Here is a 14211-nt window from a genome sequence, read left to right as displayed (position 1 = left end):
CCGCCATGGCCGAGCGCACCGTCTTCCAGTCCATCTCGCAGAAGCATGCCCTCTCGGTGCCGCCCCACGCGACGGTGCGGGACGCTGCAGGGGCCATGACGCGCGTCAACTGCGGCAGCGTGCTCGTGATCGAGCCGCCGGACGTGCTGCTGGGCATCCTGACCGAGCGCGACCTGATGACGCGCGTGCTGGCCCGGGGCGTGGACCCGGAGAAGACGACGGTCAAGGAGGTGATGACACCCAAGCCGATCGTCGTGCCGCCGGAGATGACGGTGTCGGACGCGCTGGTGATCATGCTGGAGCGCGGTTTCCGCCACCTGCCGATCGTGCAGGGCTCGCGCATCCTGGGCGTGTTCTCGATCCGCGATGCGCTGCCGCGGGAGCTGGGCAACGCTTTCGCGGTGTCCGAGTTCAACGAGCAGATCAACGACGCGCTGGGCTAGGCCTTCGGGCGTTGCGCGCGGGCGCGGGCCAGGGCCGCCTCGATCGTCGCGCGCTTGCGGTCCACGTCACCGCCCTTCGTGAGCTGCGGCAGGTTCGCGAGCTTCTCGCGCGCCTTCGCTTCCAGCCGCTCTTCATGCTCCTTCGCATTGCGCGCCAGGCGCGCCTTGCGCCATTCGTAGCGCTCCAGCGCTTCCTCGGCGAGCGCCGGCGACCAGGCATCCCAGCCGGTCGCGCCGCCGGTGACGTTCTCGAGCGAGATGCAATCCACCGGGCACACAGGCACGCACAGCTCGCAGCCGGTGCAATACGGGTCGATCACCGTGTGCATGCGCTTGTTGGTGCCGAGGATCGCGTCGGTCGGGCAGACCTCGATGCACAGCGTGCAGCCGATGCACCAGTTCTCGTCGATGACGGCGAGGGTGCGCGGGCCTTCGAGGCCGTTCGCGGGGTTGAGGGGAAGCGGTGCGCGCTGCGTCAGCTGCGCCAGGCGGGCGACGCCTTCCGCGCCGCCGGGCGGGCACTGGTTGATGCCGGCTTCGCCGGCGGCGATCGCCTCGGCGTAGCCCGCGCAGTCCGGGTAGCCGCAGCGCGTGCACTGCGTCTGCGGCAGCGCCGCGTGGATGCGCCGGGCCTGGGGGCTCACGCCTCCACGGCAGTGCGGCGCGACTTCTTCTTCGCGGGCGCGCCGACCTGCGGGCCCTGGTTGTTCTTCAGGATGAAGTCGCGGATCTGCGGGTAGACGATCTCGCGCCAGCGGCGGCCGCTGAAGATGCCGTAGTGGCCCGCGCCCTTGACCTCGAGGTGCTTCTGGCGCGCCTTCGGGATGCCGGTGCACAGGTCGTGCGCCGCTTCGGTCTGGCCGGCACCGGAGATGTCGTCCAGCTCGCCCTCGATCGTGAAGTGCGCGGTGGTCTTGATGTCCTGAGGGCGCACGCGCTCGAGGTCGCCGTTGTCGGCGATCACGTCCCAGGTGCCGTTCACCAGGGCGAACTCCTGGAACACGACGCGCACGGTCTCGAGGTAGTAGTCCGCGTCCATGTCGAGGACGGCGTTGTACTCGTCGTAGAACTGGCGGTGCGCCTCGGTGCTGGCGTCGTCACCGCGGATCAGGTTCTTGAAGTAGTCGTAGTGCGAACTGAGGTGGCGGTCGGGGTTCATCGCCACGAAGCCGGTGTATTGCAGGAAGCCCGGGTACACGCGGCGGCCGGAGCCGGCGAAATTCGTCGGCACCCGGTAGATCACGTTGTTCTCGAACCACTCGTAGCTCTTGTTCATCGCGAGGTTGTTCACCGCGGTGGGCGACCTGCGCGCGTCGATGGGACCGCCCATCATGGTCATCGTCAGCGGCGTGACCTCGCCGCGCGAGGCCATCAGCGAAACCGCCGCCAGCACCGGCACGGTGGGCTGGCACACGCTGATGACGTGGCAGTTGCCGTAGACCTTCTGCAGGTGGCGGATGAACTCCTCGACGTAGTGCACGTAGTCGTCGAGGTGGAACTCACCGGCTTCCAGCGGCACGCCGCGGGCGTTCTTCCAGTCGGTGATGTAGACCTTGTGGTCCTTGAGCATGGTGCGCACGGTGTCGCGCAACAGCGTGGCGTAGTGGCCTGAAAGGGGCGCCACGATCAGCACCGCCGGCTCGCCCTTCATCTTCTCGAGCGTCGCGGGGTCATCCGAGAAGCGCTTGAAGCGGCGCAGCTCGCAGAAGGGCTTGTCGATCTCGACGCGGTCGTGCACGGCGATCTCGGTGCCGTCGATCTCCACCGTGGTGATGCCCCAGTCCGGCTTGCCGTAGTCCTTCCACAACCGGTACATCAGGTCGTAGCTGGCCGAGAGGCGCTGGGAGAAGGGAGCCTGCCCGAAAGGCGTCAGCGGGTTGCTGTAGAGCTTGGAGGCGGCCTGCGCGAACTCCGCGAAGGGCTCCATGATGTTCCGCTGCGCTTCGTAGATCTGGTAAAGCATGCTTTCGCCCGGGTACTTTGTGCAGTGCAATATACACCCGGATGAGCGCCTCAACTGGGGTGAATCCACTAGTCCGGAAGTAGGACACGGGCGGCCGGCCCGGCCCGGTGGCTTACGCCAAACTTACTGGAGGACGGCGGCGATCGACCGCGCCACGTGGTCGATGTTCTTGTCGTTCAGGGCCGCCACGCAGATGCGGCCGCTGTCCACGCCGTAAACGCCGAACTCGCCGCGCAGGCGCTGCATCTGGTCCTTGGACAGGCCCGAGTAGCTGAACATGCCGACCTGGTCGACGATGAAGCCGAAGTCCTGCTGGACGCCCGCGGCCTTGAGCTTGTCGACCAGCGCGTGGCGCATCTTCTTGATGCGCGTGCGCATGCCGGCCAGCTCCTGCTCCCATTGCGTGCGCAGGGCCGGCGTGTTGAGCACCGTCGCCACCACCTGCGCGCCGTGCGTCGGCGGGTTGCTGTAATTGGTGCGGATCATGATCTTCAGCTGCGACAGCACGCGCGATGCGTCTTCGGCGTTCGTGCAGCACACGGACAGGGCGCCGACGCGTTCGCCGTACAGGCTGAAGCTCTTGGAGAACGAGGTCGAGACGAAGAAGTCCAGGCCCGCCGCGACCCACTTCGCGATCACGGCGCCGTCTTCCGCGATGCCCTGGCCGAAGCCCTGGTAGGCCATGTCCAGGAAGGGCACCAGCTTGCGCTGCTTCACGGCCGCGATCACCTGGTCCCACTGCGCCGGCGTGATGTCGTAGCCAGTGGGGTTGTGGCAGCAGGCGTGCAGGACGACGATCGTGCCTTCCGGCGCCGTGCCCAGCGCGGTGAGCATGCCGTCGAAGTCGATGCCGCGCTTGGCGGCGTTGTAGTACGGGTAGGCCTCCACCTCGAAGCCCGCCTGCAAGAAGAGCGCGCGGTGGTTTTCCCAGCTCGGGTCGCTGATCAGGACCTTGGCGCTGGGGCGCACCTTCTTCAGGAAGTCGGCGCCGATCTTCAGGCCGCCGGTGCCGCCCAGGGCCTGCACGGTGGCGACGCGCTTGCCCTTGACGGGCTCGCTGTCGGCCCCAAATACGAGGCCTTGCACCGCCGCGTCGTACGCCGCGATGCCGTCGATGGGCAGGTAGCCGCGCGCCTTGGGCGCTTCCATCATCTGCTTCTCGGCCGCCAGCACGCAGCCCAGCAGCGGCAACTTGCCGTTCTCGTCGTAGTACACGCCGACACCCAGGTTGACCTTGTTCGGGTTGGGATCGGCGTTGAACTGCTCGTTGAGACCCAGGATCGGGTCGCGCGGGGCCATTTCGACGGCGGCAAAGAGGGACATTGGTTTCCTTGTGTCAGTAGCGGCGTTGGCTGGGCGGGCGGAGCGTGCACGGATGGCATGCCTTGCGGTACGCTGTCCGGCTGACCTCGATTTTAGGGGTAACCCGTAGAACCTCACCCATGCCAGAGCTTTCCGAAGTCACCGTTGAATCCCAGAAGAAGGGCGAGTTCCTCACCTTCCCCGGCTCCCCGTTCGAGTTGTACCTGCCGTACCCGCCCGCCGGCGACCAGCCGCAGGCGATCCAGAAGCTCGTCGAAGGCGTGCAGGACGGCGAGGTGTTCCAGACGCTGCTGGGCGTGACGGGCTCGGGCAAGACCTTCACGATGGCCAACGTGATCGCGCGCCTGGGGCGCCCTGCGATCGTGTTCGCCCCGAACAAGACGCTGGCGGCGCAGCTGTATTCGGAGTTCCGCGAATTCTTCCCGCACAACGCCATCGAGTACTTCGTCAGCTACTACGACTACTACCAGCCCGAGGCCTACGTCCCGCAACGGGATCTGTTCATCGAGAAGGACAGCTCCATCAACGAGCACATCGAGCAGATGCGCCTGTCGGCCACCAAGAGCGTGCTGGAGCGGCGCGACACGGTGATCGTCGCGACGGTGTCGGCGATCTACGGCATCGGCGCCCCCGAGGACTACACGCAGATGCGCTTCATCTGCCGGGTGGGCGACAAGATCGGCCAGCGCGACGTGATCGGCCAGCTCATTCGCATGCAGTACCAGCGCAACGAGCAGGACTTTTCGCGCGGGACGTTCCGCGTGCGCGGCGACACCATCGACGTGTTCCCCGCGGAACACAGCGAGCTCGCCGTGCGCCTGGAGCTGTTCGACGACGAGATCGAGTCGCTGCAGCTTTTCGACCCGCTCACCGGCCGCATCCGCCAGAAAGTGCCGCGCTTCACCATCTACCCGTCGAGCCACTACGTCACGCCGCGCGAGAAAACGCTGTCGGCCGTGGAGACCATCAAGATCGAGCTGGACGAGCGCCTGAAGGAACTCGTCGGCATGGGCAAGCTCGTCGAGGCGCAGCGGCTGGAGCAGCGCACGCGCTTCGACCTGGAGATGCTCAGCGAGGTGGGCCACTGCAAGGGGATCGAGAACTACACCCGGCACCTCTCGGGCTCGCCGCCGGGATCGCCGCCCTCGACGCTCACCGACTACCTGCCCAAGGACTCGCTGATGTTCCTGGACGAGAGCCACCAGATGATGGGTCAGCTCGCGGCCATGTACAACGGCGACCGTGCGCGCAAGCTCACGCTGGTCGAGTACGGCTTCCGGCTGCCGTCCGCGCTGGACAACCGGCCGCTGAAGTTCGAGGAATTCGAGACGCGCATGCGGCAGGTGGTGTTCGTCTCGGCCACCCCGGCCGAGTACGAGCGCACGCATGCCGGGCAGGTGGTGGAGCAGGTGGTGCGGCCCACGGGCCTGATCGATCCCGAAGTGGAGGTGCGCAAGGCCACGCACCAGGTCGACGACGTGCTGCAGGAGATCCGCATCCGCGAGGAGAAGGGCGAGCGCGTGCTGATCACCACGCTGACCAAGCGCATGGCCGAACAGCTCACCGACTACCTGGCCGACAACGGCGTGAAGGTGCGCTACCTGCACAGCGACATCGACACGGTGGAGCGCGTGGAGATCATCCGCGACCTGCGCCTGGGCCAGTTCGACGTGCTGGTGGGCATCAACCTGCTGCGCGAGGGCCTGGACATCCCCGAGGTGTCGCTGGTGGCCATCCTCGATGCGGACAAGGAAGGCTTCCTGCGCGCCGAGCGTTCGCTGATCCAGACCATCGGCCGCGCCGCGCGCCACGTGAACGGCAAGGCGATCCTGTACGCCGACAACATGACCGAGTCGATGAAGAAGGCCATCGGCGAGACGGAGCGCCGCCGCGCCAAGCAGGTGGCCTACAACCTGGAGCACGGCATCACGCCGCGCGGCATCCAGAAGCAGATCAAGGACATGATCGACGGCGTCTACAGCGCCGCGGCTTCGAAGGAGATGGAAAAGCAGGAACTGCAGCGCGCCATGGTCGAGGACATGTCCGAGAAGGACATCGCCAAGGAGATCAAGCGGCTCGAGAAGCAGATGCTCGAGCACGCGCGCAACCTGGAGTTCGAGAAGGCCGCCCGCGTGCGCGACCAGCTGGCGCTGCTCAAGGAGCAGGCCTTCGGGGCGTCGGTGCACGACAACGTCGTGCCCATCCAGGCCGCGAAGAAGTGAAAGCGGCTACTCCCAGCGGTTCGTGCTGACCAAAGCCGAATCGTTTCTCGCGAAGAACGCGTCGCATTGCCACAGGGCGCGGTCGTAGGGCCGGTAGTACATGGGCAGGATGTCGTAGAGGCGGTAGCCGCGCGCGGCGGTCCAGTTCATGACTTCCAGGAATGACGGCGCGATGCCCATCTGGATCAGGGAGACTTCCAGGACGAGCACTTCGAAGGCGGCGAGCCGGTCCCCGGCACCTTCCAGGACGGACAACTCCGATCCCTGCACGTCCACCTTGAGGAGGTTGGGGCGGAAATCGGGGTACCGCGCGAGCACGGCATCGAGGCGGTCGGCCCGCACTTCGATGGCGGCGGATTCGCCGGGGGCGGCAATCCGCGAGTTCGTCTCCTCCGACCGGAAGCGGACGATGCCAGGCGCCTCGGCCAGCGCCAGCGGTTCGACCATGAACGGGTGCTGGCGGGCCAGTTCGCGGAGTGCCTCCTGCATCTGCGGCAGCGGTTCCGCAAGAAGGACCTTGCAGCCGAAGACTTCCCGCGCCTCCCGGGCCCAATCGCCCGCGAAGGCGCCCACGTCGACCGCGCCGCTGCATTCGAACCCCGCGCGGCGCAGGTTCTCGAGGCGCGATCGCATCGAGGGAACGCCCGCCCAGCGCTTGATGCGTTGCTTGAACCCGTAGGGCAGCAGCTTCTTGAGGACGGTGGGTACGAGCGCCATCTGGATGCCGGAATATGGCATAGCGACGTCGGCCCGGCCGGCTTGAGACAATGCGCACATGACGCCGAAGTATTCGATCCTCATGGTCTGCATGGGCAACATCTGCAGGAGCCCGACGGCCGAAGCGGTGCTGCGCCACCTGGTCCAGGAGGCGGAACTGGGCGACCGCGTGCGCATCGACTCCGCCGGGACGCTCGACTACCACGTGGGCTCGCCGCCGGACCGGCGCAGCCAGGAACACGCGACCAAGCGCGGCTACGACCTGTCGAAGCTGCGCGCGCGCCAGGTCGCAGCGAGCGACTTCGAGGAGTTCGACCTGATCCTGGCGATGGACTGGCAGAACCTCGGCGAGCTGGAGGAGATGTGCCCGCCGCAGCACCGGCGCAAGCTCATGCGCCTGATGGAGTTCGCGCCGCCGGGCATCAACGATATCGTGCCGGACCCGTACACCGGCGGGCCGCTGATGTTCGAGCGCGTGCTGGACCAGGTCGAGGCCGCCTGCCGGGGCCTCCTGGTCTTCATCCGCAACCGCCTCGCCACCGCCCCAAGCTGAGCGATTCCTGAAGTACCCGAGCGCTCCGGTGGGGAATCGGGTATACTTGACAGGAACACTCAGGATACGCCGAAAAACCCAATGAACTCAACGGCTTGCCGTGGGGCAGGCTGCAAGGAGAAGCTCGCATGAGACTCACCACCAAGGGCCGCTTCGCGGTCACCGCCATGATCGACCTGGCCCTGCGCCAGAACAACGGTCCCGTCACGCTGGCGGCGATCAGCCAGCGGCAGCAGATTTCGCTGTCCTACCTGGAGCAGCTCTTCGGCAAGTTGCGCCGGCACGAGCTGGTGGAGTCCACCCGCGGCCCCGGCGGCGGCTACACGCTCGGCCGCAAGGCTGCCGAGATCACCGTTGCCGACATCATCGTCTCGGTCGACGAGCCGATCGACGCCACGCAATGCGGCGGCAAGGAAAACTGCAACGACGGCGGCCGCTGCATGACGCACGAGCTGTGGGCCTCGCTCAACCAGAAGATGGTCGAGTTCCTGGACTCCGTCACGCTGCAGAAGCTGGTGGACGACCAGCTCGCCAAGGGCATCCAGATCGAGGACAAGCCCGCCGTGAAGCGCGCGATCTCGCCGCAGCCGGTGGTCAAGCCGATCCGCGTGAACGCGCCGAACTCGGTCTTTGCCCTCGGAAATTCCTTCGCCAAGAGCTGACACCGACACGACGATGAGCGACTCGACCCCGCACTTCCCGATCTACATGGACTACGGCGCGACGACGCCGGTGGACCCGCGCGTCGTCGACGCGATGATCCCGTGGTTGCGCGAGCATTTCGGCAACCCGGCGTCGCGCAGCCATGCGTGGGGCTGGGAGGCGGAAGAGGCTGTCGAGAAGGCGCGCCAGCAGGTGGCCGATTTGATCAACGCCGACCCGCGCGAAATCGTGTGGACGTCGGGCGCGACCGAGTCGGACAACCTGGCGATCAAGGGCGCGGCGCATTTCTACAAGACCCGCGGCAAGCACCTGATCACGGTGAAGACCGAGCACAAGGCGGTGCTGGACACGATGCGCGAGCTCGAGCGCCAGGGCTTCGAGGTGACCTACCTCGACGTCAAGGAAGACGGCATGCTCGACTTCGAGGTGCTCAAGGCCGCGATCCGCCCCGACACCACGGTCATCTCGGTCATGTACGTGAACAACGAGATCGGCGTGATCCAGGACATCCCCGCCATCGGCGCGCTGTGCCGCGAGAAGGGGATCATCTTCCACGTCGACGCTGCACAGGCCACCGGCAAGGTCGAGATCGACGTCAAGAAGACGCCCATCGACCTGATGTCGCTGGCGTCGCACAAGACCTACGGCCCCAAGGGCATCGGCGCGCTGTATGTGTGCCGCAAGCCGCGCGTGCGGATCGAGCCGCAGATGCACGGCGGCGGCCACGAGCGTGGCATGCGCTCGGGCACGCTGCCCACGCACCAGATCGTCGGCATGGGCGAGGCTTTCCGCATCGCCAAGGCCGAGATGGGCCAGGACAACGCCAAGGCGCACGCGCTGCAAAAGCGCCTGCTGGACGGCCTGAAGGACGTGGAGCAGGTGTTCATCAACGGCCACCTCGAGCATCGCGTGCCGCACAACCTGAACATCAGCTTCAATTTCGTCGAAGGCGAGTCGCTGATCATGGGCATCAAGGGCCTGGCGGTGTCGTCCGGCTCCGCCTGCACCTCCGCTTCGCTCGAGCCGAGCTACGTGCTGCGCGCGCTCGGCCGCAGCGACGAACTGGCGCACTCGAGCCTGCGCATGACCATCGGGCGTTTCACGACCGAGCAAGAGATCGACTATGCCGTCGACACGATCCGCAAGAACGTCGCCCGCCTGCGCGAACTCTCCCCCCTGTGGGAGATGTACCAGGACGGCGTGGACATCTCGTCGATCCAGTGGACGGCGCATTGAGACTGGAGAACAACCATGGCCTATTCCGAAAAAGTCGTTGAACACTACGAGAACCCGCGCAACGTGGGCTCTTTCGACAAGGGCGACGAGACGGTCGGCACCGGCATGGTCGGCGCGCCCGCCTGCGGCGACGTGATGAAGCTGCAGATCAAGGTGAACCCGTCCACCGGCGTCATCGAGGACGCGCGCTTCAAGACCTACGGCTGCGGCTCCGCGATCGCCTCCAGCTCGCTGGTGACCGAGTGGGTCAAGGGCAAGACGCTGGACGAGGCCGCGTCGCTGAAGAACAGCCAGATCGCCGAGGAGCTCGCGCTGCCCCCGGTGAAGATCCACTGCTCGATCCTGGCGGAAGACGCGATCAAGGCGGCCGTGGCCGACTACAAGAAGAAGCATGCAGCCTGACGAGTCGCATCGCCTGGAGAAGATGGCGGTTTCCCTCACCGAGCCTGCCGCGCGCCACATCAAGAGGTACCTGGCGAAGCGTGGCAAGGGCGTCGGCGTGCGCCTGGGCGTCAAGACCACGGGCTGCTCGGGCCTGGCCTACAAGCTCGAGTACGTGGACGACGCCGCGCCCGAGGACCTGGTGTTCGAACAGCACGGCGTGAAGGTGCTGGTGGACCCCAAGAGCTTGGCCTACATCGACGGCACGCAGCTGGACTTCGTGCGCGAAGGCCTGAACGAGGGTTTCAAGTTCAACAACCCCAACGAGCGCGACCGCTGCGGCTGCGGCGAATCCTTCCGGGTGTGAATCTCCAGAGCAACGATTTCGAGCTCTTCGGCGTGCCCGAGCAGTTCGCGCAGGACCTTGGCCGCATCGACGAGCGCTGGAAGGACCTGCAGCGCGAAGCCCATCCCGACCGTTTCGCGGCGCAGGGCGCCGCCGCCCAGCGCATCGCCATGCAGTGGTCGGTGCGCATCAATGAAGCCTACAAGCGCCTGAAGGATCCGCTCAAGCGCGCCGCCTACCTGTGCGAGCTGCGCGGCTCCCCCATCGACCCCGAGAACAACACGGCGATGCCGGCGACTTTCCTCGTCGAGCAGATGGAATGGCGCGAGGCTCTGGAAGAGGCACGTTCGATCGAGGACGTCGACCGCCTCGAGGGCGAGCTGCAGGTGGCCCGCCGCGACACGGTCGAGCGCGTGCGCCGCATGCTCGACGACGAGAACGACCCCCGCGCCGCTGCCCAGCAGGTGAGAGCCCTCATGTTCATCGAGCGCTTTGCCCACGACGTCGAAGGCCGCGCCGAGCAACTGGGACAATAGCGCGATGGCGCTCCTGCAGATTTCAGAGCCCGGGCAATCGCCCGACCCGCACCAGCGGCGGATCGCGGTCGGCATCGACCTGGGCACCACGCATTCGCTCGTTGCCACGGTGCGCAACGGCGTCGCCGAGTGCCTGCCCGACGACCAGGGCCGCGTGTTGCTGCCTTCGGTCGTGCGCTACCTCGAAGGCGGCCGCCGCCAGATCGGCTTCGACGCGCAGCAGGCGCAGTCCGAAGATGCCGAGAACACCATCGTTTCGGCCAAGCGCTTCATGGGCCGCGGCCTCGCCGACATCGCCAACCGCGAAAAGATGCCCTACCGCTTCATCGACAAGCCGGGCATGGTGGCGCTGGCCACGCGCGAGGGCGAGAAGTCGCCCGTGGAGGTCAGCGCCGAAATCCTTGCCACGTTGCGCCACCGCGCCGAGGACACGATGGGCGACGACCTGCACGGCGCCGTCATCACCGTGCCCGCCTACTTCGACGACGCGCAGCGGCAGGCCACCAAGGATGCCGCGAAGCTGGCAGGCATCAACGTGCTGCGCCTGATCAACGAGCCCACCGCGGCTGCGATCGCCTACGGGCTGGACAACGCCTCGGAGGGTATCTATGCGGTGTACGACCTGGGCGGTGGCACCTTCGACATTTCGATCCTGCGGCTCGCGCGGGGCGTCTTCGAGGTGATCGCCACGGGCGGCGACTCGGCGCTGGGCGGTGACGACTACGACCGCGCGCTCGCCGACTGGCTGCTCACGCAAGCCGGCGCCGCGGCGACCAGCGCGCGCGACAAGTCCGCGGTGAAGGTGGCGGCACGCGCGGCCAAGGAGAGCTTGTCGGAGCACGGCAGCGTGCTGGCCACGTTCACGGCGGGCGGGCAGGAACACGCGATACCCGTGACGCGCGAGGATTTCGAGGGCGTCACGGGCGAACTCACGGCCCGCACGATGGGTGCGGTGCGCAAGGCGCTGCGGGACGCGAAGCTGGCCAAGGACGACGTGCAGGGTGTCGTGCTCGTGGGCGGCTCCACGCGCATGCCGCAGGTGCGGCGCGCCGTGGCGCAGTTCTTCGGCCGCCAGCCGCTCACCAACCTGGACCCCGACCAGGTGGTTGCGCTGGGCGCGGCCATCCAGGCCAACCAGCTCGCGGGCAACGGCGCCGCCGGCGACCTGCTGCTGCTGGACGTGATCCCGCTGTCGCTGGGCATCGAGACCATGGGCGGGCTGGTCGAGCGCATCGTCCACCGCAACGAGACGATCCCCACCGCCAAGGCGCAGGACTTCACGACCTACAAGGACGGCCAGACGGCGATGGCGATCCACGTCCTGCAAGGCGAGCGCGACCTGGTACAGGACTGCCGCAGCCTCGCGCGCTTCGAGTTGCGCGGCATCCCGCCGATGGCCGCGGGCGCGGCGCGCATCCGGGTGACGTTCACGGTCGACGCCGACGGCTTGTTGTCCGTGAGCGCGAAGGAGCAGGGCAGCGGCGTGGAGGCGAGCATCGACGTCAAGCCGTCGTACGGCCTGACCGACGACGAGATCGCGCGCATGCTGAAGGAGAGCTTCTCGACCGCCGAGCACGACATGAAAGCCCGCGCGCTGGCGGAAGCCAAGCTCGAGGCGCAGCGCATGTTGCTCGCGACGCAGAGCGCGCTGGACGCCGATGCCGCGCTGCTGGCCGGCGAGGAACGTGCGCACATCGATGCCCTGATGGCGTCGTTGCGGGCGATCGCCGAGAACTCAACCGACGCGGCCGCCATCGAGGCCGCCACCGAAGCGCTGGCCAAGGGCACCGAAAGCTTCGCCGCCACGCGCATGAACCACAGCATCCAGAAGGCGCTGGCCGGCAAGAACGTGGAAGCCCTCTAGAGCATGACGAAGATCAAGGTCCTCCCGCACCCCGAATATGCGCCGCAAGGCGCCGAGATCCAGGCTACGCCCGGCACGTCCATCTGCGAGGCGCTGCTGGACAACGGCATCGCGATCGAGCATGCGTGCGACATGAGCTGCGCCTGCACCACCTGCCACGTCGTCGTGCGCGAGGGCTTCAAGTCGCTCAACGAGATGGACGAGAACGAGGAAGACCTGCTGGACCGCGCGTGGGGGCTGGAGGCCGACTCGCGCCTGTCATGCCAGGCGATCGTGGCGCAGAAGGACCTGGTGGTCGAGATCCCCAAATACTCGATCAACCACGCGAAAGAGAAACACTAGAAGACCCTGGCCCCCGGCCTGCGCCGGGATTCACTAGGCGATCGAGTAGCCGCCGTCCACGGGGATCGCCGCGCCGGTCACGAAGTCGGACGCGCTGCTGGCGAGGAACACGGCCACGCCGGCAAGGTCCGACGGTGCACCCCAGCGCCCCGCCGGTGTTCTCGCGACGACGCGCTCGTTCAACCCTGGCACCTGCTCGCGAGCGCCTTGCGTGAGCTCGGTGTCGATCCACCCCGGCAGCACGGCGTTGGCCTGGATGTTGTCCGCGGCCCACGCCGTTGCGATGGAGCGGGTGAACTGCACGATGCCGCCCTTGCTCGCGCCGTACGCCGACGCGTAGGGCGCGCCGAAGATCGACATCATCGAGCCGATGTTGATCACCTTGCCGCCCTGGCGCTTGAGCAGCGGGTACGCCGCCTGCGAGCACAGGAAGGCGCTCGTGAGGTTCGTGTCCATCACGTGCCGCCACTCGTCCAGCGTCAGCTCGTGCGGCCGCTTGCGCACCGTGGTGCCCGCGTTGTTCACCAGGATGTCCAGGCGACCGTGGTGCTTGTCCGTTTCGGAAAAGAGACGCGCCACCTCGCCTTCGTCGGTCACGTCGGCCTCGACCGCCTCGGCCTTGCAACCTTCCCGGCGCAATTCGTGCGCGGCTTCGCGGGATTTTTCCGCGTTGCGTCCCGCGATCACAACGAGTGCGCCCGCCTGCGCGAGCCCGCGCGCCATGCCCAGGCCGATGCCGCCGTTTCCGCCCGTCACGACCGCGATTTTTCCGGTGAGTTGGAACATCCCTCAAGCATAATCCCGCCGTGCGCCAAATCGTCCTCGACACGGAAACCACGGGCCTTTCGGCGGAGGCGGGCGACCGCATCATCGAGATCGGCTGCGTGGAGCTCGTCGCTCGCAAGCTCACGGGCAACAACAAGCATTTCTACCTGAACCCCGAGCGCGACAGCCACGAGGACGCGCTCAAGGTCCACGGCATCAGCAACGAGTTCCTGCGCGACAAGCCGAAGTTCGCCCAGGTCGCGGACGAACTGGTCGAGTACCTCGCCGGCGCCGAGATCATCATCCACAACGCCGCCTTCGACGTCTCGTTCCTCGACAAGGAGCTCGAGCTCGCCGGCAAGTCGCGCATCGGCGCCATCGTGCAGCAGGTGACCGATACGCTGGCGATGGCCAAGGAGCAGTGGCCGGGCAAGCGCAACAGCCTCGATGCGCTGTGCGACCGCCTGGGCGTGGATAACTCCGGCCGCACGCTGCACGGCGCCCTGCTCGACGCGGAGCTGCTGGCCGACGTCTACATCAACATGACGCGCGGCCAGGACGCGCTGCTGATCGACGCGGGCGCGTCCGACGCCATCGCGGGCATCGCGACGCGCGTGGACCTGCGCCAGTTCACGTTGCCCGTTCTGCTGGCGAACGAGCAGGAAGCCGCCGCGCACGAGGAGGTCCTGCAGCAGCTCGATAAGGCGAGCGGCGGCAAGGCGATCTGGAAAATCGTGACTCAGCCTGTGGCATAATCCAAGGCTTTCCCAATGGGAAGAGGGCGATTAGCTCAGCGGTAGAGCACTGCATTCACACTGCAGGGGTCACATGTTCGATCCATGTATCGCCCACCAGAC

16 protein-coding genes and 1 tRNA gene are annotated in these 14211 nt (G+C 66.9%); 12 read left to right on the top strand and 5 right to left on the bottom strand.

The annotated features are described in order from the left end of the window. Nucleotides 1-5: 5 nt before the first annotated feature. Nucleotides 6-443, top strand: a complete 438-nt coding sequence (locus tag WG903_RS14380; RefSeq protein ID WP_340076548.1) for a CBS domain-containing protein — start codon at nt 6-8, stop codon at nt 441-443. Here WG903_RS14380 and rsxB read toward each other — a convergent pair. From rsxB to WG903_RS14365, 3 genes are all read right to left on the bottom strand, one after another. Then, the gene (gene rsxB, locus WG903_RS14375; RefSeq protein ID WP_340076546.1) at nt 440-1087 is read right to left on the bottom strand and encodes an electron transport complex subunit RsxB; all 648 of its coding nucleotides are present in this window, start codon (nt 1085-1087) and stop codon (nt 440-442) included. The genes WG903_RS14380 and rsxB overlap by 4 nt on opposite strands. Beyond that, nucleotides 1084-2406: a polyhydroxyalkanoate depolymerase gene (locus tag WG903_RS14370; protein ID WP_340076543.1), complete on the bottom strand. Its 1323-nt coding sequence runs from the start codon at nt 2404-2406 to the stop codon at nt 1084-1086. The genes rsxB and WG903_RS14370 overlap by 4 nt, the downstream gene beginning before the upstream one ends. 123 nt (nt 2407-2529) lie before the next feature. Then, entirely contained in the window at nt 2530-3729 is a 1200-nt protein-coding gene (locus tag WG903_RS14365; protein WP_340076540.1) for an amino acid aminotransferase, read from the bottom strand. Nucleotides 3730-3848: 119 nt separating this feature from the next. Here WG903_RS14365 and uvrB point away from each other — a divergent pair, with 119 nt between their 5' ends. Then, complete coding sequence (gene uvrB / locus WG903_RS14360; protein WP_340076538.1) at nt 3849-5951, top strand: excinuclease ABC subunit UvrB; 2103 nt, start codon at nt 3849-3851, stop codon at nt 5949-5951. Between the two features lie 6 nt (nt 5952-5957). Here uvrB and WG903_RS14355 read toward each other — a convergent pair whose 3' ends face one another. Then, the gene (locus WG903_RS14355) at nt 5958-6752 is read right to left on the bottom strand and encodes an FkbM family methyltransferase (RefSeq protein ID WP_340076536.1); all 795 of its coding nucleotides are present in this window, start codon (nt 6750-6752) and stop codon (nt 5958-5960) included. Between WG903_RS14355 and WG903_RS14350 the strand changes: the two genes are divergently transcribed. The 8 genes from WG903_RS14350 to fdx all read left to right on the top strand — a co-directional run bounded on the left by WG903_RS14350 (nt 6727) and on the right by fdx (nt 12589). Continuing rightward, the gene (locus WG903_RS14350; protein ID WP_340076534.1) at nt 6727-7221 is read left to right on the top strand and encodes a low molecular weight protein-tyrosine-phosphatase; all 495 of its coding nucleotides are present in this window, start codon (nt 6727-6729) and stop codon (nt 7219-7221) included. The genes WG903_RS14355 and WG903_RS14350 overlap by 26 nt on opposite strands. A gap of 128 nt (nt 7222-7349) precedes the next feature. Continuing rightward, nucleotides 7350-7883 (top strand): Fe-S cluster assembly transcriptional regulator IscR, encoded by a 534-nt coding sequence (iscR, locus tag WG903_RS14345; RefSeq protein WP_340076531.1) that lies wholly within the window; start codon nt 7350-7352, stop codon nt 7881-7883. Nucleotides 7884-7896: 13 nt separating this feature from the next. Next, nucleotides 7897-9120, top strand: a complete 1224-nt coding sequence (locus WG903_RS14340; RefSeq protein ID WP_340076529.1) for an IscS subfamily cysteine desulfurase — start codon at nt 7897-7899, stop codon at nt 9118-9120. Nucleotides 9121-9135: 15 nt separating this feature from the next. Continuing rightward, nucleotides 9136-9522: a Fe-S cluster assembly scaffold IscU gene (iscU, locus tag WG903_RS14335; RefSeq protein ID WP_340076527.1), complete on the top strand. Its 387-nt coding sequence runs from the start codon at nt 9136-9138 to the stop codon at nt 9520-9522. Between the two features lie 22 nt (nt 9523-9544). Then, nucleotides 9545-9868 carry an iron-sulfur cluster assembly protein IscA gene (iscA, locus tag WG903_RS14330; protein WP_340078248.1) on the top strand — a complete coding sequence of 108 codons (324 nt, stop codon included), beginning with the start codon at nt 9545-9547 and terminating at the stop codon, nt 9866-9868. Beyond that, nucleotides 9865-10383 (top strand): Fe-S protein assembly co-chaperone HscB, encoded by a 519-nt coding sequence (gene hscB, locus WG903_RS14325; protein ID WP_340076525.1) that lies wholly within the window; start codon nt 9865-9867, stop codon nt 10381-10383. The genes iscA and hscB overlap by 4 nt, the downstream gene beginning before the upstream one ends. A gap of 4 nt (nt 10384-10387) precedes the next feature. Beyond that, on the top strand, nt 10388-12247 hold the full coding sequence (gene hscA / locus WG903_RS14320; RefSeq protein WP_340076523.1) for a Fe-S protein assembly chaperone HscA: 1860 nt from the start codon (nt 10388-10390) through the stop codon (nt 12245-12247). A 3-nt stretch (nt 12248-12250) separates the two neighbouring features. Beyond that, nucleotides 12251-12589: an ISC system 2Fe-2S type ferredoxin gene (fdx, locus tag WG903_RS14315; RefSeq protein ID WP_340076521.1), complete on the top strand. Its 339-nt coding sequence runs from the start codon at nt 12251-12253 to the stop codon at nt 12587-12589. Nucleotides 12590-12622: 33 nt separating this feature from the next. Here fdx and WG903_RS14310 read toward each other — a convergent pair whose 3' ends face one another. Further along, nucleotides 12623-13375, bottom strand: a complete 753-nt coding sequence (locus WG903_RS14310) for an SDR family NAD(P)-dependent oxidoreductase (RefSeq protein WP_340076519.1) — start codon at nt 13373-13375, stop codon at nt 12623-12625. Between the two features lie 20 nt (nt 13376-13395). On the opposite strand from WG903_RS14310, the gene dnaQ reads away from it, so the two are divergent. Then, complete coding sequence (gene dnaQ / locus WG903_RS14305) at nt 13396-14109, top strand: DNA polymerase III subunit epsilon (RefSeq protein ID WP_340076517.1); 714 nt, start codon at nt 13396-13398, stop codon at nt 14107-14109. Nucleotides 14110-14133: 24 nt separating this feature from the next. Continuing rightward, nucleotides 14134-14208, top strand: a tRNA-Val gene (locus tag WG903_RS14300). The last annotated feature ends 3 nt before the right edge of the window (nt 14209-14211 follow it).

Origin of the sequence: Ramlibacter sp. PS4R-6 (assembly GCF_037572775.1) — a bacterium.
Classification (GTDB): domain Bacteria; phylum Pseudomonadota; class Gammaproteobacteria; order Burkholderiales; family Burkholderiaceae_C; genus Ramlibacter.
This window is presented reverse-complemented; position numbering and strand designations above follow the sequence as displayed.